Genomic DNA, 23438 nt, shown 5'->3' on the forward strand with positions numbered 1-23438 from the left:
GACCGAGCATGCCGAGAATTCCGATCGACGACGATGCGAGGGTGGCAGATGCCGAACAACGAGTTGCCGGATTACAGCGAGAGACTCAAGAAGGCCATGCAGTTCGTGGCCGACACACGAGGTTCCGAAGTAGTCGAGGCCATGGAGAAGCGGTGGGACTCACTCGGCCGCCGCTACAGCGAGCACTCCCTGGCCACCTCATACGGCGAGGCCTACCAGCGAAACGGAATAGACCTGAAGCTGAGAGAGATGGTGTCGCTCGGGATCCTCGCAGCGATCGGCGGCACGAGTGAGCAGGTCGCCATCCACACGCACTACGCGCTCGCGCTGGGGCTCACGCCCGAGGAGATCGTTGAGGTGATGATCCAGGTGTCCGTCTACGCGGGCGCCGCTCGCGCCAGCGTCGCGATGTTCGCCGTCAAGAAGACGTTCGACGAGCACGGGATCCCGGTTCCGTGAGCCCCCTCGGGTCCTCGTGAGCGCCCTTGTCTGGGGGCTCCGTGCCAGCCTCCTGCGCTACGTCTCGTCCGTGGGCGGGACAGTCTCGCGAGCGGCGCCGGCGACCTGGGCCGACGAGCGGTTCGTGTTCCCGTTCGACCGTCCTGTAGAGGACGAGACCGGCCGCTCCGCGTTCGCGTTCTCGGGTGAGGTGGCAATGCGCGCGTACGACGGTCTGCTCGACGTCCAGATCGCCGATCCTGTGCTGCAGCTCGCGGGAGACGACGGTGTCCTCAGCGCGTCGACACTGGATCGGTCGCGGCACTATGGACTCGCGCTGCTGAAGCGGCGATCATCGGCATCGGACGTTGTCGAGTTCGACGCGGTCCTGCACGAGGACGCCGTCCCGCTCTTCGGCGGGGTCTACGAGCGAGGCACCGCCCTGGACCCCGTCCTGCTCTCGGCCACCGACTGAGCGCGCTCGCCACGACTAACAAGGAGGTCACCATGAAGTACGTTCCGCTGGGGAGGACCGGCATCCTCGTCTCCGAGCTCACGCTCGGGACGGCGACGTTCGGAGGCGCTCCGCCACTCGGCGGTGTCACCGTCGAGCAGGCCCGGGAACTCGTCGACCTGGCCCTCGACGCCGGGGTCAACGCCCTCGACACGGCGAACAACTACGGCGCCGGCGAGGCCGAGACCATCCTCGGAACGGTTCTCGAGGGTCGGCGCGACGAGATAATCCTGACCACGAAGGTGGGCCTCAAGGCGGGCCCGGGCCCGAACGACCGCGGACTCTCCCGCAAGCACATCATCTCCCAGTGCGAGACCAGCCTCCGCAGGCTGAAGACCGACTACATCGACGTGTACCTCATGCACAGCTGGGACTTCCTGACCGACCTCGACGAATCGCTCGGCGCGATGACCAGCCTCGTCGAGTCGGGCAAGGTCCGCAGCATCGGCTGCTCCAACTTCTCCGCCTCGCAGCTGACTGAGACGTCCCTCACGCTGGGATCCCTGCTGGCTTGTCACCAGATCTACTACTCGCTCGTTCACCGCGAGGCCGAGGTCGAACTCATGCCGGTCGCCGAGCGGCGCGGCGTCGCGAACACGATCTGGAGTCCGCTGGCGCAGGGTCTGTTAAGCGGGAAGTACCGGCGGGACGCGCCCTGGCCTTCCGACGGGCGCCAGAACTCTGGGTGGAACCAGCCGCCCGTCGACGACTGGGAGCACGTCTTCGACATCATCGAGGTTGTGGTCGCTGTCTCGGGGGAAATCAACGCGACACCCAGTGAGGTCGCCCTCGCGTTCGTTCTACAACGGTCGGACGTCAGCACGGTCCTGCTCGGGGCCAAGAACCTCGAGCAGTTACGCGCGAACCTCGCCGTCGCCGATCTCACGCTCCCCGCCGACGCCGTTCAGCGCCTCGACGAAGTCAGCGCCACCCCGCTCCCGTACCCGCATTGGCATCAGCAGAAGCACAGCGTCCGGCTGCCCTGATCCGCCGACGACCCTTCGGCCGACGCACTTCCGCCTCTCGACCCCCGCGGACTTCTCCAGAGTCCACGAGTGCGGTGGGCGCTCAGCGGCCACACTGTCTGACGCTGAGACTGCTGACAAATGTGAATGATGCGGCGAAGCGGAGTGCCTCGATGTAACGGTAAGCGGACTGAGGAGCGCAGCGATGAGGGGCATCAGGGAGCGGAGACGGGGACGCAGCCGACAGGGCGGAATTATCGTCGCGCAGCACCAATCCACAACAGAGCAGGACAATAGGCACACAGCCGTGCGCCGGCGCCGAATCCCGACGACGCGCGTCTGCTGAAGCAATACGCGCGCTGGGTTCACCTGAACCGAATACACCACCTCGCCGCCACCGGTCAGCTGAAGAAGGGCACCTTCCTCTCCTCCAAGCAATCAACCGCAGTCGCACTCGAGTTCCTCGAGCACGTCCGGACACGAGGCCACTCCCCTGCGACTTGCACCCAAGCCGATATCGACAACTGACTCACCGGCCCCACAACTCGCAGCCTGGCTCGCGGATTCGTCCCCTGGGCGAGCGCCCACCGACACATCCGAGCGCTCGAATTTCCCTACCGGGTCGCGAAATCAGAGCCCATCATTTCGCAGCAGCAACGGCTCGACCACGTCACACGGCTCCTCTCCCCCGCCACTGAGCTCGACCCGGACAAACGTGCCGCGGCGCTGCTGCTCCTTCTCTATGGGCAACCGCTCGTTCGCATCGCCCGCATGCGGCTGCTGCAGCTCACCCAAACTGAATCAACCGTCACGATCTCGTTCACCGACACCCTCACCATCCCGCGGCCCTTTGATCAGCTCATCCGCCAGCATCTCGCCGCACTGCCGAACCAGAACACCTCCGCGCACCGCGAGAAGCAATGGTTGTTCCCCGGCCGGCGCCTCGGCCAGCACCTCCACCAGAGCACTCATGAACAAGCTCCGCGACGCCGGCATCGACCTCCGGGGCGCCCGCAACGCCTCTCGTCCTCGAACTGCCCGCACCAGTCGTCGCAGACTCTCTCAACTACAGCTACCAGATCACGGACAAGCACCGCCAGCACGCCGGAGCCACATTCATCGACTACGCCACCCGACGAACCGACCCGGAGATCGGCAAACGCCGCAGATGAGTGCACCGGTCAGCGCGAACGACGTCCGCACAGCATCCGAGAACCCCTGCATCAACTCCTGTTCCTTCAAGAACAAGGCCGGATCGTGATGACCCGGGACCGCTACAACACCGACTGGCCCGACTCGATTCAGGCTCTCAACGAAGCAATCCGAGGCCTCGAGCTCGCGATGAGCGCCACCCACTGGAGGGAAACATTCCCCAAGCCGACGGCCGATATCCGCCCTTACAGTCACACTGACCCGAACCAATCGGCCGCTTGCCGCATTCGCAAAGCGAATTAGAGGGCAGAACTGGTCGGTCACGAATCCGCCAGCGCACCAGTTCAGACGGCATCAGCGACTTGGCTCCGGCGTCCACGCCGACGTGATCCTGGACCGCATCGTGCACCACACGATCTGGATCGAGACCGGCGGCACCAACATGCGCGAACACGCCGCCGCCAGCGCGGCATGACCCACGCCGGTGAGCGCGAGCTGACAGCTGGCGCTCACCGGCAATACCCAGCGGCGCTGAAACGCAATACCCTGCGGCACTCACCCGCAATAACTGGTGGCGCTCACAGGGTCAAATACTCATATGACCGCACGTTCGGCCACCGAGAGGGCTCCGGCGCCCCGGCCGAAGGGGTGCGCACGGCCTCGTAGATGTAGGTGCCCGGAATGTCTACTCCTGGGTACGGGCGGCAGTCGCATCGACCAGGTCGAACCCTATGAGCTCATTCAGGCCTTCGATGGTGTGGTCGCCGAAGAGTTCGCGCACGGCGAAGCCGTCCGGAGTCACGTCGAACACCGCGTGGTCGGTGTAGACGCGGGAGACGCAGCCGAGCCCGGTCAGCGGGTAGCTGCACTCTGCGACGAGCTTGGCTTCGCCCTGTTTCGTGAGCAGGTCGGTCATCACGAAAAGACTTTTCGCCCCGATGGCGAGATCCATGGCCCCGCCGACTGCCGGGATCGCCCCTGCCCCGCCCGTCGACCAGTTCGCGAGGTCACCGTTCGCTGCTACCTGGAAGGCGCCGAGTACGCAGACGTCGAGATGGCCGCCACGCATCATGGCGAAGGAGTCGGCGTGGTGAAAGTAGGCGGCGCCGGCGACGGCGGTGACCGCCTGCTTGCCCGCGTTGATGAGGTCGGGATCGACTCGGCCGGGCTCTGGCGCAGACCCCATGCCGAGCATCCCGTTCTCGGTGTGCAGAATGATCTCGATTTCGTCGGAGAGGTAGTTCGCGACCAGTGTCGGTGCCCCGATGCCGAGATTGACGTAGGAGCCTTCGGGTATGTCGGCAGCGATGCGCTGGGCGAGCTCCTGCCGGCTGATTCGTGAGGTCATGATTCGCCCTCCTCGGCGCCCGCCGGCACGTCTCCGAGCGGTCGGCCCTCGAGGTCGACTCCACCGACGAACTTGCCGCCACTCAACCAGCGGCGCTCACCGACCCCGACTACACGATCAACGAAGATGCCCGGCGTCACCACTGTCTCAGGATCCAGTTCGCCGAGCTCCACGAATTCGTCAACCTGCACGACGGTCGTCTCGGCCGCACTCGCCATGATCGGCCCGAAGTTGCGCGCCGTCGCGCGGTAGACCAGGTTGCCCCAACGGTCCGCCGTACGTGCGCTGATAAGGGCGAAGTCGGCTCTGATCGGGAATTCGAAAGCGTACAGTCGCCCATCGATCTCCCGTGTTTCCTTGCCTACCGCGAGCTGCGTGCCGACGCCTGTCGGGGTGAAGAAGCCGCCGATGCCGGCGCCTGTTGCGCGGATGCGCTCGGCGAGGTTGCCCTGCGGCACCAATTCGAGTTCGATCGCGCCCTCTCGGTACAGCCCGTCGAACACCCAGGAGTCGCACTGCCGGGGGAACGAGCAGATGATCTTCCGCACTCGGCGTTTGCCCAGCAGCGCAGCGAGCCCAGTGTCGCCGTTGCCCGCGTTGTTGTTGACGATGGTGAGGTCACCGGCGCCCTGTTCGATCAGTGCGTCGATCAGTTCGACCGGCTGGCCGGCCCGGCCGAACCCGCCGATCATCACCGTCGCGCCGTCTGGAATGCCAGCGACTGCCTCAGCTGTAGACGAAACCGTTTTGTCGATCATCCGCCGTCACCTCTACTGCTTGCTTCTCTTTGTCCATGAATTCTGTGACGAAGGCTGTGTTGAAGTCTCCGCTTGTGAACTCCGCGCTTTCGAGGATCTTTTTGTGGAATCGGGCTGTGGTGGTGACGCCGTCGATCACGAGTTCGTCGAGCGCGCGGATCATTCGGGCGATCGCCTCCTCGCGGTTCTGACCCCAGCAGATGAGCTTGCCGATCATCGAGTCGTAGAACGGGGGGATGGTGTAGCCCGACTCGATGTGGGTGTCCATTCTGACGCCGAAGCCGCCGGGTGCACGGAAGGTGGAGATCGTGCCTGGTTGCGGGGCGAAACCGCGGTCGGGGTTTTCGGCGTTGATGCGGCACTCGATGGCGTGGCCGGTGATGACCACGTCGCTCTGGTCGAGGCTGAGCGGAATGCCTCCGGCGATTTGGAGCTGCAGTTTGATGAGGTCGATGCCGCTGACCTCCTCAGAGACGGGGTGCTCGACCTGGATTCGGGTGTTCATTTCGATGAAGTAGTAGTTGCGCTCGATGTTGTCGAAGACGAATTCGATGGTGCCGGCGTTCCGGTAGCCCACCTCTTTGCAAAGGGCGACCGCGGCCTCGGCCAGGCCGGTCCGGAGCTCTGCGTCGAGGACCGGTGATGGCGATTCCTCGATCAGCTTCTGGTTTCGTCTCTGCGTGGTGCAGTCGCGCTCCCCGAGATGCAACGTGGTTGTGCCATCCGAGATCACCTGTATCTCGATGTGCCTGATGTCGGTGAGGTAGCGCTCGATGTAGACCGACGGGTCGCCGAAGGCGACTTCGGCTTCTGACATGATCGCCGCCAGGTCTTTCTCGAGCGTTTCGGCTGTCTTCACGACACGCATTCCTCGACCGCCGCCGCCGGCGGCTGCTTTGATCAGTAGGGGGTAGCCGACCTCGCTCGCCACGGCGAGGGCTTCGCTGAACTCGGCAATCGCGCCTACCGAGCCGGGCACGGTCGGCACGCCGGCGCGGCGTGCGATCTTCTTGGCTTCGATCTTGTCGCCCATGTTGCGAATAACTTCGGAAGCCGGGCCGACGAAGACGATCCCCTCTTCTTCGCAGAGGGCGGCGAAGTCGGCGTTCTCCGAGAGGAAGCCGTAGCCGGGGTGGATGGCATCGACGTTGAATGCCCGTGCCGCCGAGAGGACCGCGTTGGCGTTGCGGTAGCTCAATGCCGATTGCGGGGGGCCGATGCAGATTGCCTGGTCGGCGAGTTTGACCGGCAGCGAGTCTGCATCGGCCTCCGAATAGACGAGAACACTGCGGATTCCCAGCTCCTTGCAGGCTCTGATGATGCGAAGCGCGATCTCGCCGCGATTCGCGATGAGCACACTCTTCAGCGGTTCAGCCATCCGCTCCTCCTTCGATATGGGTGTCACGCGGCGCGCTTGATCACCATGAGCGGTTGACCGTATTCGACGGCCTGGTTGTCTTGCACCAGGATTTGCGTGACCGTGCCCTCAACCCGCGCCTCGACGTTGTTCATCAGTTTCATGACTTCCACGATGCACAGAACCGTCTCGGCACTGACCGTGTCGTCGACCGCGACGAACGCGGGCGACCCGGGCTTGGGAGACGCGTAGAACGTTCCGACCATCGGTGCCTTGATGAGCACCTCGTCGTGCGCCAGGGCGGTGACTGCCGCGGGTGCGCTGGCTGCGGGGGCAGCCGGTGCCGATTCCGCGGGGGCGGGCGATGCCGTCGGCGCCGGAGAGGCGGCAGGCGCAGCCGCGGGAGCGGGCGCCGGCGCACCGATCGGCTGGGCTGTGGGCCGCTGGCGGTCACGGGAGATGAACAACTCCACGTCGCCGAACTTGATCGACAGTTCGCGTACGTCGTCGGTCAGGTTGACCCAATCGACGATCGCCTGGAGTTCCTTGGCATCGGGCGGGTTAAGCGGCATCTTCACTGTCTCCTTTATCAAGAATGATTTGCAGATCTGTTGTTGTCAGTGTTTGAGTTCCGGTCGGGCTCTTCGCGTAAAGCGACTTGATCAGGCCCAAGATCGGCTTGTAGATCTCGTCCGGGTTTCCACCCGCCGCGACGGTCTTCTTCATCTCATTTACCTGTGATCCGGCGAACATCGCCCGAAGCAGCAGCAGGTCCATGTCCTCGTCGGGGTGCAGCTTCCGCAGGGCGGGAAGCATCGGCTCGATGGGAGCCGGTTCGAGAGCGATGTTGGAGGCGCCGTTGGCGATGATCTTTTCGCGAATCGCCGGGTCGATGGCGGCCAGCAGCTTGCCGTAGTAGCCGAGCACGTACTTCTTGATCTCGTTCGGCACCAGTTTGTAACGCTCGCCTGTGATCACGTTCATCACCGCCTGGGTTCCCACGAACTGAGCGAACGGCGTGATCATGATGGGATACGCCAGTTCGGATCGAACCCGCGCCGTCTCCAGCAGAAGCTCGTCGTAACGATCTGACAGGCCCGCCGTCGCGAGCTGCGAATGGAAATTCGACAGCATGCCGCCCGGCAGTTGGTGCATGTAGTGCAGGCCGTTGTATGCGACAGGCTGACCGACCGGCTTTCCCTCGGTCTCGGCGATCTCGGTCAGCTTCTCGCTGATCGTTTCGATGCGTGCGTCGTCGACGTGGACGGTGTAGCCGAGGGCCCGCAGATCGTGCACCACGCCTTGTGTGGCGGGTTGGGCATTGCCGTTTGCCAGCGGCGCGATCGAAAGGTGCAGCGCATCAGCGCCCAACTCGACTGCTTCGAGGTAGACCAGCGGCGCGAGGCCGGTCAGGCAATGGCTGTGGATCTCAAGGGGCCGGTCACCGATGACGTCTTTGAGGGCGGGAACGAGGGTGCGGATGCGGTCCGGGGTGAGCAGGCCGCCGGCGTCTTTAAGCATGATTGCGTCGACATCGGCCTTCTCAATCAGTTCGATCGCTTTGGCGACGAAGAGCTCATCGGTATGCACCGGGCTCTCAGAGAAAGAAACGGCTCCGAAGGTAGAGGCCCCCAACTCCTTCGCGCGGAGCAGGCCGGGAACGATGTTGTCGACATCGTTGAGCCCGTCGAACGAGCCGATCACCCGGAAGCCGTTGGCATAGAGGTTCTCCACCCATGCCTCGATGACATCGTCGGCCAGAAAATCGAACGCCGCGATGTTTCTCGAGCGGATCAAAGCCCGGAACGTGGTGTGCGGCGCATGCTCGTGGGCCAGCCGCACCCGTTCCCACGGATCTTCCTTCAGGTACCGCACCGCAACGTCGAACTGGATCGGCGCGACGAGGTCGACCTGCTCGAAACCGACCTTATCGAAGTCACTCGCCATCGAGACGATGTGCTCGGTGCGCATCCTTGTCGCCCACAGGCTCTGGTGCGCATCGCGCAGTGTCGTGTCGATGATCTTGATCTCACGGCGGCTACCTGGCGGGCGCCCTCCGGCGCTCATCACCGAGGTGATCGATTCAGAAGTGCTCGTCACATTGCTCTCCATTGAGTATTTCAAATTATGAAAGTAAGATTTCAAATATAGGTCACTATGGTCTGACTCGGCGTGCTGTGTCAAGAAGGTGGTCGTCTCTAGTGGAAGGGGGTGGGTAATGGCCGGAAATTTGGTTACGGGGTCAGCTGGCGAAGTCGAGCCGCCCAAGCAACGTCAGATGATTCAGTCGGTGGCTCGGGCCTCGCGCATCCTGCTTTCGGTCGCCCGGTCGACCAATGGGTTGACGGCGTCGGAGGTCGCGACGAGTTTCGGCCTTCCGCTGCCGACCGCCTACCATCTCCTTACGACGCTCGAGCATGAGCAACTGCTGAGCAAGGAACCAGGCAAGCGCTATGTCCTTGGGGCGGGCGCCGCCGACATCGCGAACGCGCCCGGCCTTCGAGCCCGCGTGGAACGGCGGCACAGGCAGGCGCTCGCGCAACTCGCCGACACCACCCAGGAGACGGCCTATCTGACCGGGTGGTTCCGTGGCGAGATCCGTATCCTGGCAACGGTGGAGGGGTCGCAGGCGGTGAGGGTCGTCGGTCTTGAAGTTGGCCAAACTGGCGATGTCCACGCACGTGCCAACGCCAAGGTACTTCTTGCCTTCGCTGACCACGAGCAGCGCTCCCGTATCCTGGATAGCTACGAATTCACTCGGTTCACGCCTGTGACCGTGCGCGACCGAGCTGCGCTAGAGGCCCAAATGGCCGAGATCCGGCGCACGGGGATCTTCTACGACCGCGGTGAGTTCCAAGAGGATGTGCGGTCCGTGAGCGCACCGATTCGCCGCAATGGACACGTCGCCGCTGCCTTGGCAGTGACGTCGCCCGCCGGCCGCTACGAGCGCACCGAGCCGGCGCTCGTCTCAGCCTTGCTGTCCGCGGTCGCATTCGCGGAGCATTGAGGCTTGTTCAAGATGCGCGAGGCGGCAGCCGGTCAGCATGACGGCTCGTTAGTCGCTGAGCCCCGCCCGGGTGGACGTTTAGGATCAGGTGGTCGGCAACTGCCATGGCTGACGTTGCCGCCGGGGATGGAGCATTTCGCAGGAGGGTCACCGATCCGACTTGTACCCCACCCCTCTGCGCTCGAGCGCCCAGTACGTCGCGGTGTACTGCCCGCACGAGGGCTTCGAGTACGCGGTCACCTGCCTGCTCATCGCCTTCTCCTCCCACCAACCGTTTTTCTTTGCCTTCCGGCATCGAGAAATAGACGGCGTGGAGGCTGGTCAACTGACCGTGGAATACCGGACCGAGCGCAGCGAGGGAGGATATGCCGCGAAAAGCGGTTGACCAGCCTCGGAACCGCCGTATCCTCGACAGCCGGAAAGGTCAAAGAAACAAAACAAGGGCCTCAGCGCCGCACAGCGGCTCCATGCGGTTTCGGACCGTGCTCAACCCCGCGCACTTCCGCGGCGAGGCGAGCGATCTAAACGGGCGTGGGCACCGCCGATTTGCCCATGACGACGCCATTCGCGCAGAGAAAGGCATTCCCTGTCGTCCCATGCGATGCCGACAAAGCAACGACTCATTTCCCCAGGATTGGGCGTCGCGAGGAGCACACCACGCGCATCTGGGCGGCGGAGTGTCCGAGGCTGCTAGTTCATCGTCGCCGCTACTGCGCGACGTCGGGTTAGCACGTCCTTGATTGAGACCTTGCGCGAGTACTCGATGGACCCGTATCTGAAGAGTTGGACGGCAATGCGGAGAACGATCGCGGAGAGGGCGAAGAGTTCGACGATCATGATGATGATCGCTGACCAGAGCGGGAGTGTTCCGAATGCGTTGCGTAAGAGCGCGGTCACCGGGGCGGAGTAGGGGAAGTAGCTGAAGATCTGGACGATGGTTGCGTCCGGGTCGCTGATCACGAGCGAGATTGTGTAGAACCGGATGAAGATCAACACCATCAGCGCGCCGAAGATGGGACCCGCGTCTTTCACGGTGGGCATGACGGCGCCGAGCGCGACAAGGGTGCCGGTGAAAAGTGAGAACCCGCCGAGCAGGATCAGCGCGCCCACGATCATCTGTTGCGGGGCGAAAACGAGCGCCGAAAGGTCCCGGCTCGGAATGTTCAGGACTCTTCCGGACTTCCTTGATGACGACGACGTCGCCCTCCTGCGAAAGGTACTGAAAGAGCAACTCGCCCACCTGCTCGATCAGCTCGTCGGCGTGAGCGAGCATCGCTGCAACTCCGAGGTGGCGTTCGGGGAGCCACTGAAAGGCTGAGATATTCATGATTCAAACCCTAGGAGCGCGGTGGGCTGGCTGGCGGGTCCTGTACTGCGTTACCACAATCCGGTCCGCCGAGAGCGGCGTCCAGCAGCGTGTGCTGCCATGCCGGACGTTGTAAGGGGTTCATTAGCCAACGGGCTTGTACCGCTTGTACCGTATGTACCGGCGCATGCAACTTTGCCTCAACACGTGAATTGGGCACGCGACTTACGTGGATTTCCGCGGGGTCTGAGGGGAAGTACCGCCGGTACCGCGGTTCATCGAGAAGCGTCGACATTCTGGGCACACCTAAGAGGTATGTGTACAAGAGTGTACGGTTACTCTAACTTCCTTGAAATTGTGCGCGCCCGGGGACTTTTAAGTCTTGTGTTGTCGTCGGGAGAATGTGCATGGTACTTGAAGCTGGAGGCACCTGTTTCCCTTGCCCCGCAAGGGTTGCAACCTCTTCAAGACACATGCACATTTCAGCGACTATGAATGTGTATGAGTGTGCATCCGAGAGTTTCAGCCATACAAAGGCGTCCCCAGACATGCCGACGGGAGTCGAGTGCGCGAGTTCTACGCGTTTACGAACCCGACAGCACAACTCGCCGCCGTGACCGTCACAGGGAACCTGATGACCCCGCACACCGCGTGAATTACAACGCACCGCATGCGACAACTCACACTTACTTACACCAGCTCACCGCTGTTCCGTTACCGCTGCGTTACCGCGGCGGCCTCCTCAACATGACAAAACCCCCTGCTTCCCAGTGAAACAAAGGGAAGCAGGGGGTCTGGACATGGCGGTACCGGTGGGATTTGAACCCACGGTGGAGTCTCCCCCACACAACTTTTCGAGAGTTGCACCTTCGGCCGCTCGGACACGGTACCGGGGTCGATTGTAGTTGAGAGCCGGGCGCGGCGCGAATCCACCGCGTCGAGTACCCCCGAACAGCGGATGGTTGTACTCTCGGCGGGTGGGATCTGTGAAGCACGCGCTCCGGGCAGCCGCTGTCACCGCCGGCACCGTGGTATCGGCGGCAGGTATCGGCATGTCCGCCACGTTCGGCTATAAGAGGTTCCGTCGTCGCATCGCCGACAACGCTCTCGTCCTGAACGAGACGCTTCCGATCAACTCCAAGTGGTGGCGCGACCTGGCCAAGAGCAACGGTGAGCTGCTCTACGTCGCAATCGGGGACAGTGCGGCACAGGGCATCGGCGCATCCGCTCCGCACCGAGGCTACGTGGGGCTGCTCGCCGAGCACATCCGTCAACAAACCGGGCGCACAGTGCGCGTGATCAACCTCAGCGTCTCCGGTGCGACCGTCGGGCTGGCCATCAGGGACCAGCTCCCCCGCTTCCTGAAACTCAAGCCCGACATCGTCACCGTGGCGATCGGCGCCAACGATATCGCGCTCTGGGACCCGGCGACGTTCGAAACCGGCATCCGTCACCTGTTCGCCACCCTGCCTTCGTTCGCCATCGTCGCCGACCTGCCGTGTTTTCACTTTCCGCACAACGAGCGCAAGGTCGCCGTGGCCAACCGCATCGTGCGCCAGGTGGCGGCCGAACAACGGCTCGCCGTGGCGCCGCTGCACGAGATCACGAAGCGGCAGGGACTGCGCAGCGTTGCGACCCAGGTCGCCAACGACATGTTCCACCCGAACGATCGCGGTTACCGGGTCTGGGCGGATGCGTTCTTGCCCGACGTGTCAGAGGATGTCGCCCGTCGTTTTCCACACGCCGCAATAGTCCCTGAGAGTGCACAGGCCGCACCCGCGGCAGCCGGGGGTGTCGGCGGCCCCGGCTAGGCTCGCTGGCATGGCTAAACCCGCGTCAAACTACCGCTGCTCCGAGTGTGGCTGGACCGCCGCCAAGTGGGTGGGCCGCTGCGGCGAGTGCCAGGAGTGGGGCACCGTGGTCGACGTGGTGGAGAAAGCCGGGCTCTCCCGCCTGGTCAAGGCCGTCAGCGTCAGCGGGGCCGGAGTGGCCCGACCGATCACACACGTCGACACGACCGCGGTGGAGCACTGGCCAACCGGGATCGACGAGTTCGACCGGGTGCTGGGCGGCGGCATCGTGCCAGGCGCTGTCATCCTGCTCAGTGGCGAACCGGGCGTCGGCAAGTCCACGCTGCTGCTCGAGGTCGCATCGAAAGCGGCCGCTGCAAAATCACGGGTGCTCTACGTGAGCGCCGAGGAGTCGGTGAGCCAGGTTCGACTCCGCGCCGAGCGCACCGGAGCACTCCACAACGAGTTGTTCCTGGCCGCCGAGACGGACCTCGGCACCATCCTGGGCCAGATCGACGCGATCAAGCCCGACCTCGTCATCATCGACTCGGTGCAGACGGTCTCCAGCTCGCTGTCCGACGGCCTCGCCGGCCAGCCCAGCCAGGTGCGGGAGGTGGCTTCCACGCTCATCCGGGTGGCGAAAGACCGCGACCTGCCGATCCTGCTCGTCGGCCACGTGACAAAAGACGGGTCGATCGCCGGGCCCCGCCTGCTCGAGCACATCGTCGATGTGGTGTGCCAGTTCGAAGGCGACCGCCAGACCAGCCTGCGGTTCGTCCGCGCGCTCAAGAACCGGTTCGGCCCAACGGATGAGGTGGGTTGCTTCGAAATGACCGGTGACGGGATCGCTGAGGTCCCCGACCCGAGCGGACTATTCCTCAGCCGGGGAACCCTCCCGGTCTCAGGCACCTGCGTGACCGTCGCCCTCGAGGGTCGCCGGGCGATGCCGGTGGAAGTGCAGGCACTGGTCGTGAAGACGACGGCGCCCAACCCGCGGCGGGTGACCAACGGTGTGGACTCATCACGGGTGGCCATGCTGCTGGCCGTGCTCGACAAGCGGGTCGGGATCCGGCTCGGCGAACACGACGTCTATGTGTCGACCGTCGGCGGCGTCAGGCTGACGGAGCCGGCCTCCGACCTTGCTATCGCGCTCGCGATCGCGTCGGCCGCGAAAGACATCCCGATCGCCCATAACGTCGCGGCGTTCGGGGAAATCAGCCTGGCCGGTGAGATCCGGCCGGTGTCTGCGGCGAAGCAGCGGTCCGCGGAAGGGCACCGGCTCGGCTTCACCGCCCGCGTGGACGCCTCCAGTGGATCCATCCAGTCCGCTGTCGGCCGCGCGTTGTCGACGGCGGTGCCGCGACGGGAGGCGGAGCTGGACGCGGCGTTCTGAGTCCCGGGCGGGTCTGAGCCCGGCGGCCCGGAGCCCTATGCGCCGGGTGCGCCGGCGGGAACGAGTGGGGGCGCTCTCAGGCCAGGGCGACGAGCAGGTCGGCCGGAGCGGCCTGCATCGGGTGCGGTCCCGCGATGTCGAGGAAGACCGTGGTGATCTCGTCCTCGTGCCGGGCCAGGAAGGCGCGAAGCCACTCAGGCCCCTGGAGCCCCACGGTCGGCGGCAGGTTGGCCGGCTTGTTCGCGGCATCGCTGAACAGCAACAGGGCGACCTCGTGGGTACTCGGGTCCCGGTAGGTCCACACGTCACCCGATTCGAGCGGGCGGTCGCGATCGCCGGGCTTGCTCAGTGGCACGACGGTGTTCCCGTGGCGTAAGGCGAGTGCCACAGCCGCGATGTCCTGGCGCTCCAACGCCTGCGCGAGTGCCTCTGAGCGGAATTCGAGCGGGCTCGCGGACGCCCGGCCCGGTTTCTTGCGCTTGGATGCTGCCATCCGTCCAGCCTAGCCGCGGCCGCTTCCGTGCCGCCGACGGTTCGCTGAGGGCTCACGCCCGGCGCCGGGACCACCGGTCCGGAGCGCCCGGTCCGGACAGTCAGTACAGCAGGAACTGCTTGGGACTGGCCGACTTGATGCCCGCCACGGTCACAGCAAGGTGGTACGAGGCCCCACCGGCCGGTGCGGCTTCGCGGGAAGGCGCGTCGCAGGTGTCGGGCGCCGAGCGGGTCCGGTCCCAGCTGATCGGAGTCGACGAGCTGATCGGCGTGCCGGGCTCCAGCGTCACCTGCGCGTCGACCGGTTCGCTCTGGCAGTCGGTGGAAGTCCAGTACGCATCGGAACCGCTGGTCACCGTGAACACCTGCTGTGAGGTTCCGGCGTTGATCACGCAGGACTTCGTGCCGGTGTTGGTGAGGCTCAGCGAGAACTGCGGTTTCTGCCCGGGATCGTAGTCGACGGCATCGGTGATGGCCTCGACGTTCACGTTCTTCGGGTCACATGGCGCGCCGTCGACCGCGGTGGTCTTGTCCGGGATGGTGGCGGCCGCGGTGTCCTTCGGAGCGTCGGACGCGGCATCCGTCGCCGCCGGCCTCGCGTTCGTGGGCTGGCCGCTTGACGAGCCAGGCTTCACGACGATGAGGAAGATGATGACCAGGACGGCCAAAAGGCCGAGGCCAACCACGAGACGTCGGCGCCAGTACACTTTGCTGGACTGGGGGCCGACGGGATGCTTGATCGTCGACATGCCCCAAGGCTAGCGACGAAGTCACGAGGGCACGGTAATGGCGAGCGTGTCGGTCCAATCTCAGCTGATTGCCAGCCGGAACACCAGACCGGGCCGCGCCAGCCCAGGCCGTGTCAGACCAGGCGCTTCACCATCCGCGTGTTGCCCAGGGTGTTGGGCTTGACCCGGGCCAGATCGAGGAATTCTGCGACTCCCTCGTCCGGTGAACGCACCAGCTCGGCGTACACCGAGGCGTCGACGGTTTCGGTGCCCATGTCCACGAAGCCGTGGCGGCCGAAGAAGTCCACCTCGAAAGTGAGGCAGAAGAGGCGGCTGAGGCCGAGCTCACGGGCATCCGCTTCGAGCCGGTCGAGCATCGCGTGACCGACGCCGTGGCCGAGCCAGTCGCGTGCGACGGCGAGGGTGCGCACCTCGGCGAGGTCCTCCCACATCACGTGCAGGGCGCCGCAGCCGATCAGGTTGCCGACTGCATCCTCCGCCACCCGGAACTCCTGCACGGCCTCGTAGAACACTACGGTCTCCTTGCCGAGCAGGATCCGTTCCTGCACCAGCGGCTCGACCAGCTGCTTGATCTTGGGCACGTCGCCGGTGCGCGCGGGGCGCACCAGGTACTTCTCTGCGCTCACCGTCACCGCTTCCTGTAGTAGGCCGACCTCCAGTCTAGATTCCCCGCGGTGTCGGCCCGGTGCCGGCCGCCCTTGGTGCATAACTCCTGCTATCTGCATCACGGGAGAGGCCGGAACTGCGGAACCGCGCGGTTCCTCAAACGCCGGTGCACCGGATTGCAGGAGTTATGAACTTGGGGACAGGCCCATGGCGCGAGGAGGGCGCCGGAACTTGTTCCGAACCGGAAGGAGGGCGCCGGAACTTGTTCCGAACCGGAAGGAGGAGGCCGCCGGGAGCCCGTTCCGAACCGGAAGGAGGGCGCCGGGAACTTGTTCCGAACCGGATGCCGACCGTCGGAAGCCCCTGCCGGGCGGTCCGCGAACGCAGGAGAGCCCGGCGGATCACTCCACCGGGCCCTCCGTTGACGCTGGGTAACGCTGGGTGCTACTGGCCGTTCACCGCGAGGTCCGGCGTGCCGGTTCCCGTGCCGAGGGCTGCCGTCGCATTGACTCCGATCGCCACCGCGCTGTCGCGGGCGGTGGTGGTGAACACGAACTCACCGTCGATGAAGTCGACGTGCACGTGGTCGCCCGAGTTGAGGTCGCCGTGCAGGATCTTCTCGCTCAGACGGTCCTCGACCTCATGCTGCACCGCGCGGCGGAGCGGGCGGGCCCCGAGTGCGGGGTCGAAGCCGACCTCGATCAGGCGCTCCTTGGCCGGGACGGTGAGTTCCACGGTCATGTCGCGGTCCAGCATCCGCTCGGAGAGGCGCTTGATGAACAGGTCGACGATCTGCAGCAGTTCGGGCTTGGACAGCTGCGGGAACACGATGATCTCATCGACACGGTTGAGGAACTCGGGCTTGAAGTGCTTCTTGAGCTCCTCCTTCACCTTGCCGCTCATCCGGTCGTAACCGGTCGCCGTGTCGCCCTCGATCTGGAATCCGACGGGGCCACCGCTGATGTCCTTGGTACCGAGGTTGGTGGTCATGATGATCACGGTGTTCTTGAAGTCGACGACGCGACCCTGGCCATCCGTCAACCGGCCCTCTTCCAGAATCTGGAGGAGCGAGTTGAAGATATCCGGGTGGGCCTTCTCGATCTCGTCGAACAGCACCACGCTGAACGGCTTGCGGCGTACCTTCTCGGTGAGCTGGCCGCCCTCTTCGAAGCCGACGAAACCGGGAGGGGCACCGAACAGGCGGGAGACGGTGTGCTTCTCGCCGTACTCGCTCATGTCGAGCGAGATCATGGCGGCCTCATCGTCGAACAGGAACTCGGCGAGCGCCTTGGCCAGCTCCGTCTTTCCGACGCCGGTCGGCCCGGCGAAGATGAACGAACCGTTCGGGCGCTTCGGGTCCTTGAGCCCGGCGCGGGTACGGCGGATGGTCTTGGCGAGCGCCGAGATGGCCTCTTCCTGGCCGATGACGCGCTGGTGCAACGCCTTCTCCATGAAGACCAGCCGGCTGGACTCCTCCTCGGTGAGCTTGAACACCGGGATGCCGGTGGCCTGGGCGAGGACTTCGGCGATCAGGCCCTCGTCGACGACCGCTGTGGTCTTGACGTCGCCGGACTTCCACTGCTTCTCAAGGCGCAGTCGCTCACCGAGGAGGTTCTTCTCCTCGTCGCGCAGGCTCGCGGCCTTCTCGAAGTCCTGGTCCTCGATCGCGGTCTCCTTGGCGGCGCGAACCACGGCGATCCGCTCGTCGAATTCACGCAGCTCGGGCGGGCTCGACAGGATCGACAGGCGGAGGCGAGCACCGGCCTCATCGATCAGGTCGATGGCCTTGTCGGGGAGGAAACGGTCGGCCACATAGCGGTCGGCCAGATTCGCGGCCGCCACGAGGGCGCCGTCGGTGATGGAGACCTTGTGGTGCGCCTCGTAGCGGTCCCGGAGACCCTTGAGGATGTTGATGGTGTGCGGCAACGACGGCTCGGCGACCTGGATCGGCTGGAACCGGCGCTCGAGTGCGGCGTCCTTTTCGAAGTGCTTGCGGTACTCGTCGATGGTGGTCGCGCCGATGGTCTGCAATTCACCGCGGGCCAGGAGGGGCTTCAGGATGCTGGCCGCGTCGATGGCGCCCTCTGCGGCACCGGCGCCGACGAGGGTGTGGATCTCGTCGATGAACACGATGATGTCACCGCGGGTTCGGATCTCCTTGGTCACCTTCTTCAGGCGCTCCTCGAAGTCACCGCGGTAGCGGCTGCCGGCGATGAGCGAGCCGAGGTCGAGGGAGTAGAGCTGCTTGTCCTTCAGCGTCTCCGGCACGTCGCCCTTGACGATGGCCTGGGCGAGGCCCTCGACGACGGCGGTCTTGCCGACGCCGGGCTCACCGATGAGCACCGGGTTGTTCTTGGAGCGGCGGGAGAGGATCTGCATGACCCGCTCGATCTCCTTCTCGCGCCCGATCACCGGGTCGAGCTTGTTGTCGCGCGCGGCCTGGGTGAGGTTGCGTCCGAACTGGTCGAGGATTTGGCTGCCCGCCGCGGCGCCAGCCTGTTCGTTGGCGCCCACCTGCACCTGCTCCTTACCCTGGTAACCGGAGAGCAGCTGGATGACCTGCTGCCGCACGCGGTTGAGGTCAGCGCCGAGCTTGACCAGGACCTGGGCGGCAACGCCTTCACCCTCACGGATGAGGCCGAGCAGGATGTGCTCTGTTCCGATGTAATTGTGGCCGAGCTGCAGCGCCTCGCGGAGGCTCAGCTCGAGCACCTTCTTGGCCCGCGGCGTGAACGGGATGTGTCCCGTCGGCTGCTGCTGGCCCTGGCCGATGATGTCCTGGACCTGCTCGCGTACGGCGTCGAGGGAGATGCCGAGGCTCTCCAGGGCCTTCGCGGCGACACCCTCACCCTCGTGGATCAGTCCGAGCAGGATGTGCTCGGTCCCGATGTAGTTGTGGTTGAGCATCTTGGCCTCTTCCTGGGCCAAAACGACGACGCGACGAGCTCGGTCGGTGAATCTCTCAAACATGTGATTGCTCCCTTGGCGCCAGGGCGGTTATGGCACCGATACAAAGAGAGTAACCAGCGAATGCCGGGATCCATGCCTCTGTTCGCTGGGGGCGTGACAGATATCCCGTCAGGCCGCCCACAATCGAACGGATGCCCACGGGCCCCGGCTCGCAGGGATCGTCCCGCAGGCCTAGGCTCGCTGTCATGAGCAACCTCGAGACCGAGCCCCGCGAAGTGGTCTGCGTCGCCGAGCCCGGAAACGATGACGGAATCGAGATCCTGGCACCGCGCGAAGTGCCGCTCGGCGGCCCGCGCGCGATGACGGTGCGGCGCACACTCCCGCAACGCACTCGGTCCCTGATCGGCGCGTGGTGCTTCGTCGACCACTACGGGCCGGAGGACGTCGGCCAGGTGGGGATGAACGTGCCGCCGCACCCGCACACCGGCCTGCAAACCGTGAGCTGGCTCTTCGCCGGCGAGATCGAACACCGCGACTCCACCGGCGCGCACGCGATGGTGCGGCCGGGCGAGCTGAACCTGATGACCGCCGGGCGCGGCATCCAGCACTCCGAGGTCTCCACTCCCGGCACCACTGCCCTGCACGGCGCACAGCTGTGGACCGCCCTGCCCGCCGCGACCCGGCACACCCCGCCCTTCTTCGAACGCTACGTGCCGCCGGTGGTGGAGTACCAGGGCGCGAGCGTGAGCGTGTTCCTCGGCTCCCTGCTCGGCAGCACCTCGACCGCCAGCACCTTCAGCCCCCTCGTCGGCGCCCAGGTCGACCTGCCCCCGCACACCGAGATCGCGATCCCCGTCGACCCACGCTTCGAGCACGGCGTGCTGGTTGACGCCGGCGAGATCGCGATGGACGACGCTCCGATCCCGGTCCACAGCATCGGCTATCGTGCGCCCGGTGCGACCGTCATCGTCCTCGGCAGCGGCGACGCACCCGCCCGGATACTCCTGATCGGCGGGGAACCGCTCGGCGAGCAGATCGTGATGTGGTGGAATTTCATCGGTCGCACCCACGAGGAAGTCGTCGCCTTCCGCACGCAGTGGCAGGCCGAAGTGATCGAAGGCACGGATGCCGCGGGCCGGTTCGGCGCCGTGGCCGGCTATGACGGTCGGCCGTTGCCGGCGCCGGCGTTGCCGAATGTGCGGCTGCGACCCCGCGGCTGACCGGCGCTACTGGACGGCTGAGGTCAGCCGGGCCAGATTGTCCAGCGCCGTTGACCGCAGCGGCTGGGTCAGCCATTCGTCGAGGGTGAGCTCCCGGCTGTTGGCTCGGTAGTCGTCTTCGATCCGGCGGAGGTCGGCCACGAACGACGCGCCGCGCACCATCAGCGAGATCTCCATGTTGAGGCTGAACGAGCGCATGTCCATGTTGCTCGACCCGATCACGGCAACCTCCTCGTCGACGGTGAAGTGCTTGGCGTGCAGGATGTACGGCGCCTTGTACATGTAGATGTGCACGCCGGCCCGCAACAATTCCTCGTAGTAGGAACGTTGTGCGTGGTACACGAGGGCCTGGTCGCCGATCTCGGAGACGAATATCTCCACGTGCACACCACGATCGACGGCCGTGGTGATCGCGTACATGATCGACTCGTCCGGCACGAAGTACGGGCTCGTGATGATCAGCCGCTCCTGCGCGTAGTAGAGCAGGGCGAGGAACAATCGCAGGTTGTTCTCACCGACGAAGCCCGGGCCGCTCGGCACCATCTGGCAGTCGATGGCGTCCGGGACGTTGCGGGGACCGACGGGTTCGATGTCGCGGGTGAGCAGCTCGTTCGTTTCGCTGTACCAGTCGGTGATGAAGATGGCGTTGAGCCCGGCGACGATGGGGCCCTCCAGCCGGGTCATCAGGTCTTTCCACTTCAGGCCGCGACGGATGTTGCCCCGCTTGTTGTAGCTGCGGTCGATGACGTTCTGCGAACCCATGAACCCGATCCTGCCGTCCACCACCAGGAGCTTCCGGTGGTTGCGGAGGTCGGGGCGTTGCCACTTGCCCTTGAACGGCTGCAGCGGCAGCATCAGCTCCCACTTCACGCCGGCCTGGGTGAGTCGCCGCAGGGTGCGACGGTAGCCCTTCTGCCGTTTCGACTGGAGATGGTCGAGCAGTACCCGCACGGTGACACCGCGCGCGACCGCGTTCTCCATCGCGCGGAAGAAGTGCGTCGTCGTCTTGTCGAAGGAGAGGATGTAGAACTCGACGTGCACGTATTTCTGGGCGTTGTCGATGGCTTCGGTCATCGCGGCGAGGCTGCCCTCGTAATCGCTCAGGAGGCTGGCCGTGTTGTCGCCCACGAGCGGCATGGCGCCCAGGTTGCGGTTCAGTTCGACGACCGACTCCAGCCATCCCGGCCAGGGGTGGTCCTTGCGGACCCGCTCGATACCCTCGGTGCTCTCGAGGATGAACTCGTTGATCTGCTCCTGTTTCGCGATCCGGCTCTTCGGCAGGGTGCGGTAGCCGATCAGCAGGAACAGGAGCGCCCCGAGATACGGGATGAAGAAGATGGTGAGCAACCAGGCCATGCCGGAGGTCGGGCGGCGGTTGCGGGGAACTACGAGGATGGCGATGACACGGATGGCGAAATCGACGATGAGGGCGATCAGGACAATGATCGTCGTGAGGTTGATACCGGCCTCCGAAGGCTAGGTGACCGGTTTGTCGAGCCCGAGCTTGGCGCGCTCTTCCGCCTCGATGCGGGAGTAGACCTTCCGCTCGGTGCGGTCGGCGTGGATGATCGAGCGCATGACCAGCCAGAAGATCAGTCCGACCAGGACGGTCGGTGCGAGCGACCAGAGCGCGTTGGCCCAGAAACTGTCCATAATGTTCCTAGGATACCCGCAAATGCCGCGCCACTATTTGCTGAGGATCCCGTAGATACCCGACCCGATCATATACAGCGCGACCGCGCTGACGATGATCCACAACGCCAGGCGCGTGTTCGACGGTCGCTTCTTGTCGTCGTTGTCCGGTTCGAGTTCGCCCTTGGGCAGATAAGTCATCACTCAACGCACCTCTCACTTCACCAGCGGGAACAGGATGGTCTCCCGGATGCCGAGGCCGGTCAGGGCCATCAGCAACCGGTCGATGCCCATGCCCATGCCACCCGACGGCGGCATGCCGTATTCGAGGGCACGGAGGAACTCCTCGTCGAGGCGCATCGCCTCCGGGTCCCCGCCGGCCGCGAGCCTGGCCTGCTCCACGAACCGCTCGCGCTGGATCACCGGGTCGACGAGTTCGGAGTAGCCGGTGGCCAGTTCGAAGCCGCGAATGTAGAGGTCCCATTTCTCCACCACACCGTCGACCGAGCGGTGGTTCCGCACCAGCGGGCTGGTGTCGACCGGGAAGTCCATCACGAAGGTGGGCCGCACCAGGCTGCCCTTGACGAAGTGCTCCCAGAGTTCCTCCACGTACTTGCCGTGGATGGGATGGTCGATCTCGAGGCCTTCGCGCTCGGCCAGTGCCTTGAGCTCGGCCAGCGGGGTGGCCGGGCTGAACGCAGTGTCGGCGGCTGCGTTCAGACTGTCGTACATGCTGATCCGGTCCCACTCGCCACCGAGGTCGTACTCGGTGCCGTCCGCCCAGGTGACGACGTGCGAGCCGGAGACGGCGGCCGCGGCATCATGGATCAACGTCTGGGTGAGGTCGGCGATCGAGTTGTAGTCCCCGTACGCCTCATAGGCCTCGAGCATCGCGAACTCGGGCGAGTGGGTGGAGTCGGCGCCCTCGTTGCGGAAGTTGCGGTTGATCTCGTAGACCCGGTCGATGCCGCCGACCACGGCGCGCTTGAGGAAGAGTTCCGGCGCGATCCGGAGGTACAGGTCGGTGTCGAACGCGTTGCTGTGGGTGGTGAACGGGCGAGCGGATGCCCCGCCGTGCATCACCTGCAGCATCGGCGTCTCGATTTCAATGAAGTCGAGGCCGGTGAAGGTGGAGCGGAGGCTGGCGACGGCCCGTGAACGGGCGATCACGTTGCGGCGAGCCTGGTCACGGTTGATCAGGTCGAGGTAACGGCTGCGCACCCGCGTCTCTTCGCTCAGTTCGGTGTGCAGGTTGGGGAGCGGAAGCAGGGCCTTGGTGGCGATCTCCCAGCGTGCGACCATGATCGAGAGTTCGCCGCGCCGCGAGGAGATGACCTCGCCGGAGACGAACAGGTGGTCGCCGAGGTCGACGAGGTCCTTCCATTCGGCGAGTGACTCCTCCCCGACGACGCCGAGCGAGACCATCGCCTGGATGCGGGTGCCGTCGCCGGCCTGCAGGCTTGCGAAGCAGAGCTTGCCGGTGTTGCGCAGGTGCACCACACGGCCGGCCAGCCCGACGGTGACGCCGGTCGCGGCATCCGCTTCGAGATCGCCGAAGCGGGCTCGGACGGCCGGGATGGTGTCGGTGACCGGGACGGATACCGGGTAGGCGCCGCCGCCCGGTGTCGCGGAGGCCGCGTTCAACCTGTCGCGCTTGGCCAGCCGTACGGCCTTCTGCTCACTGATTTCGGAGGCGGAGAGTTCATCCCCGGTCAGGGTCGTTTCGGCGGGGCTGGCAGCAGCGGTGTTCTCGGTCATCCGGTTCTCCGTCGGCCGGTCGGGTGAGCGGGGGCTCGGTTCG

At 65.0% G+C, this 23438-nt stretch carries 23 protein-coding genes, 1 tRNA gene and 1 pseudogene; 9 read left to right on the plus strand and 16 right to left on the minus strand.

Features of this window, described 5'->3' with window-relative positions; translation table 11 throughout:
* Nucleotides 1-48: 48 nt before the first annotated feature.
* From AB4Y94_RS01815 to AB4Y94_RS01825, 3 genes are read left to right on the plus strand one after another with little or no spacing between them, the layout of a single operon-like run.
* Nucleotides 49-459, plus strand: a complete 411-nt coding sequence (locus AB4Y94_RS01815) for a carboxymuconolactone decarboxylase family protein (RefSeq protein WP_441724175.1) — start codon at nt 49-51, stop codon at nt 457-459.
* A gap of 16 nt (nt 460-475) precedes the next feature.
* Nucleotides 476-913, plus strand: a complete 438-nt coding sequence (locus AB4Y94_RS01820) for an HtaA domain-containing protein (RefSeq protein ID WP_441724177.1) — start codon at nt 476-478, stop codon at nt 911-913.
* Between the two features lie 32 nt (nt 914-945).
* Nucleotides 946-1938 carry an aldo/keto reductase gene (locus AB4Y94_RS01825; RefSeq protein WP_441724179.1) on the plus strand — a complete coding sequence of 331 codons (993 nt, stop codon included), beginning with the start codon at nt 946-948 and terminating at the stop codon, nt 1936-1938.
* Between the two features lie 780 nt (nt 1939-2718).
* On the opposite strand, the gene AB4Y94_RS01830 is transcribed toward AB4Y94_RS01825, so the two are convergent.
* Entirely contained in the window at nt 2719-2889 is a 171-nt protein-coding gene (locus tag AB4Y94_RS01830; protein WP_441724181.1) for a hypothetical protein, read from the minus strand.
* Nucleotides 2890-3421: 532 nt separating this feature from the next.
* Here AB4Y94_RS01830 and AB4Y94_RS01835 point away from each other — a divergent pair.
* Nucleotides 3422-3544 (plus strand): annotated as a pseudogene (locus AB4Y94_RS01835) (ATP-binding protein); the annotation flags it as partial.
* 210 nt (nt 3545-3754) lie between these two features.
* Here AB4Y94_RS01835 and AB4Y94_RS01840 read toward each other — a convergent pair.
* From AB4Y94_RS01840 to AB4Y94_RS01860, 5 genes are read right to left on the minus strand one after another with little or no spacing between them, the layout of a single operon-like run.
* Entirely contained in the window at nt 3755-4417 is a 663-nt protein-coding gene (locus AB4Y94_RS01840) for a 3-oxoacid CoA-transferase subunit B (RefSeq protein ID WP_441724183.1), read from the minus strand.
* Nucleotides 4414-5175, minus strand: a complete 762-nt coding sequence (locus AB4Y94_RS01845) for a 3-oxoacid CoA-transferase subunit A (protein WP_441724185.1) — start codon at nt 5173-5175, stop codon at nt 4414-4416. The genes AB4Y94_RS01840 and AB4Y94_RS01845 overlap by 4 nt, the downstream gene beginning before the upstream one ends.
* Nucleotides 5144-6553: an acetyl-CoA carboxylase biotin carboxylase subunit gene (accC, locus tag AB4Y94_RS01850; protein ID WP_441724187.1), complete on the minus strand. Its 1410-nt coding sequence runs from the start codon at nt 6551-6553 to the stop codon at nt 5144-5146. The genes AB4Y94_RS01845 and accC overlap by 32 nt, the downstream gene beginning before the upstream one ends.
* Nucleotides 6554-6576: 23 nt before the next feature.
* A complete protein-coding gene (gene accB / locus AB4Y94_RS01855) occupies nt 6577-7104 on the minus strand; it encodes an acetyl-CoA carboxylase biotin carboxyl carrier protein (RefSeq protein WP_441724189.1) in 528 nt (175 codons plus the stop codon).
* Nucleotides 7094-8644 carry a pyruvate carboxylase subunit B gene (locus AB4Y94_RS01860; RefSeq protein ID WP_441724191.1) on the minus strand — a complete coding sequence of 517 codons (1551 nt, stop codon included), beginning with the start codon at nt 8642-8644 and terminating at the stop codon, nt 7094-7096. Before AB4Y94_RS01860 ends, accB begins: the two co-directional genes overlap by 11 nt.
* Nucleotides 8645-8810: 166 nt before the next feature.
* Here AB4Y94_RS01860 and AB4Y94_RS01865 point away from each other — a divergent pair, with 166 nt between their 5' ends.
* Entirely contained in the window at nt 8811-9539 is a 729-nt protein-coding gene (locus tag AB4Y94_RS01865; RefSeq protein WP_441724193.1) for an IclR family transcriptional regulator, read from the plus strand.
* Nucleotides 9540-10229: 690 nt separating this feature from the next.
* Here AB4Y94_RS01865 and AB4Y94_RS01870 read toward each other — a convergent pair.
* Entirely contained in the window at nt 10230-10655 is a 426-nt protein-coding gene (locus AB4Y94_RS01870) for an ABC transporter permease (RefSeq protein WP_441724195.1), read from the minus strand.
* A gap of 43 nt (nt 10656-10698) precedes the next feature.
* On the opposite strand from AB4Y94_RS01870, the gene AB4Y94_RS01875 reads away from it, so the two are divergent.
* Nucleotides 10699-10857 (plus strand): hypothetical protein, encoded by a 159-nt coding sequence (locus tag AB4Y94_RS01875; RefSeq protein WP_441724197.1) that lies wholly within the window; start codon nt 10699-10701, stop codon nt 10855-10857.
* A gap of 789 nt (nt 10858-11646) precedes the next feature.
* Here AB4Y94_RS01875 and AB4Y94_RS01880 read toward each other — a convergent pair.
* Nucleotides 11647-11736, minus strand: a tRNA-Ser gene (locus tag AB4Y94_RS01880).
* 86 nt (nt 11737-11822) lie between these two features.
* On the opposite strand from AB4Y94_RS01880, the gene AB4Y94_RS01885 reads away from it, so the two are divergent.
* Together AB4Y94_RS01885 and radA are read left to right on the plus strand one after the other, a co-directional pair.
* Nucleotides 11823-12656 (plus strand): SGNH/GDSL hydrolase family protein, encoded by an 834-nt coding sequence (locus AB4Y94_RS01885; protein ID WP_441724198.1) that lies wholly within the window; start codon nt 11823-11825, stop codon nt 12654-12656.
* Between the two features lie 10 nt (nt 12657-12666).
* A complete protein-coding gene (gene radA / locus AB4Y94_RS01890) occupies nt 12667-14028 on the plus strand; it encodes a DNA repair protein RadA (protein WP_441724200.1) in 1362 nt (453 codons plus the stop codon).
* Between the two features lie 76 nt (nt 14029-14104).
* Here radA and AB4Y94_RS01895 read toward each other — a convergent pair whose 3' ends face one another.
* The 4 genes from AB4Y94_RS01895 to AB4Y94_RS01910 all read right to left on the minus strand — a co-directional run bounded on the left by AB4Y94_RS01895 (nt 14105) and on the right by AB4Y94_RS01910 (nt 18845).
* Nucleotides 14105-14521 carry a dehydrogenase gene (locus tag AB4Y94_RS01895; protein WP_441724202.1) on the minus strand — a complete coding sequence of 139 codons (417 nt, stop codon included), beginning with the start codon at nt 14519-14521 and terminating at the stop codon, nt 14105-14107.
* 100 nt (nt 14522-14621) lie between these two features.
* A complete protein-coding gene (locus AB4Y94_RS01900) occupies nt 14622-15269 on the minus strand; it encodes a hypothetical protein (RefSeq protein ID WP_441724204.1) in 648 nt (215 codons plus the stop codon).
* Between the two features lie 113 nt (nt 15270-15382).
* Nucleotides 15383-15895, minus strand: a complete 513-nt coding sequence (locus AB4Y94_RS01905; protein ID WP_441724206.1) for an amino-acid N-acetyltransferase — start codon at nt 15893-15895, stop codon at nt 15383-15385.
* Nucleotides 15896-16319: 424 nt separating this feature from the next.
* The gene (locus tag AB4Y94_RS01910) at nt 16320-18845 is read right to left on the minus strand and encodes an ATP-dependent Clp protease ATP-binding subunit (RefSeq protein WP_441724208.1); all 2526 of its coding nucleotides are present in this window, start codon (nt 18843-18845) and stop codon (nt 16320-16322) included.
* Between the two features lie 185 nt (nt 18846-19030).
* Between AB4Y94_RS01910 and AB4Y94_RS01915 the strand changes: the two genes are divergently transcribed.
* The gene (locus AB4Y94_RS01915) at nt 19031-20005 is read left to right on the plus strand and encodes a pirin family protein (RefSeq protein ID WP_441724210.1); all 975 of its coding nucleotides are present in this window, start codon (nt 19031-19033) and stop codon (nt 20003-20005) included.
* Nucleotides 20006-20011: 6 nt separating this feature from the next.
* Here AB4Y94_RS01915 and cls read toward each other — a convergent pair whose 3' ends face one another.
* The 4 genes from cls to lysS are packed head-to-tail and all read right to left on the minus strand — an operon-like array spanning nt 20012 to nt 23395.
* Nucleotides 20012-21466, minus strand: a complete 1455-nt coding sequence (gene cls / locus AB4Y94_RS01920; protein WP_441724599.1) for a cardiolipin synthase — start codon at nt 21464-21466, stop codon at nt 20012-20014.
* A gap of 15 nt (nt 21467-21481) precedes the next feature.
* Nucleotides 21482-21658 carry a hypothetical protein gene (locus AB4Y94_RS01925; RefSeq protein ID WP_441724212.1) on the minus strand — a complete coding sequence of 59 codons (177 nt, stop codon included), beginning with the start codon at nt 21656-21658 and terminating at the stop codon, nt 21482-21484.
* 33 nt (nt 21659-21691) lie between these two features.
* Entirely contained in the window at nt 21692-21841 is a 150-nt protein-coding gene (locus AB4Y94_RS01930) for a hypothetical protein (protein ID WP_441724214.1), read from the minus strand.
* 12 nt (nt 21842-21853) lie between these two features.
* Entirely contained in the window at nt 21854-23395 is a 1542-nt protein-coding gene (gene lysS, locus AB4Y94_RS01935; RefSeq protein ID WP_441724216.1) for a lysine--tRNA ligase, read from the minus strand.
* Nucleotides 23396-23438 lie beyond the last annotated feature (43 nt).

Source organism: Glaciibacter sp. 2TAF33, from assembly GCF_052114945.1.
Classification (GTDB): domain Bacteria; phylum Actinomycetota; class Actinomycetes; order Actinomycetales; family Microbacteriaceae; genus Cryobacterium.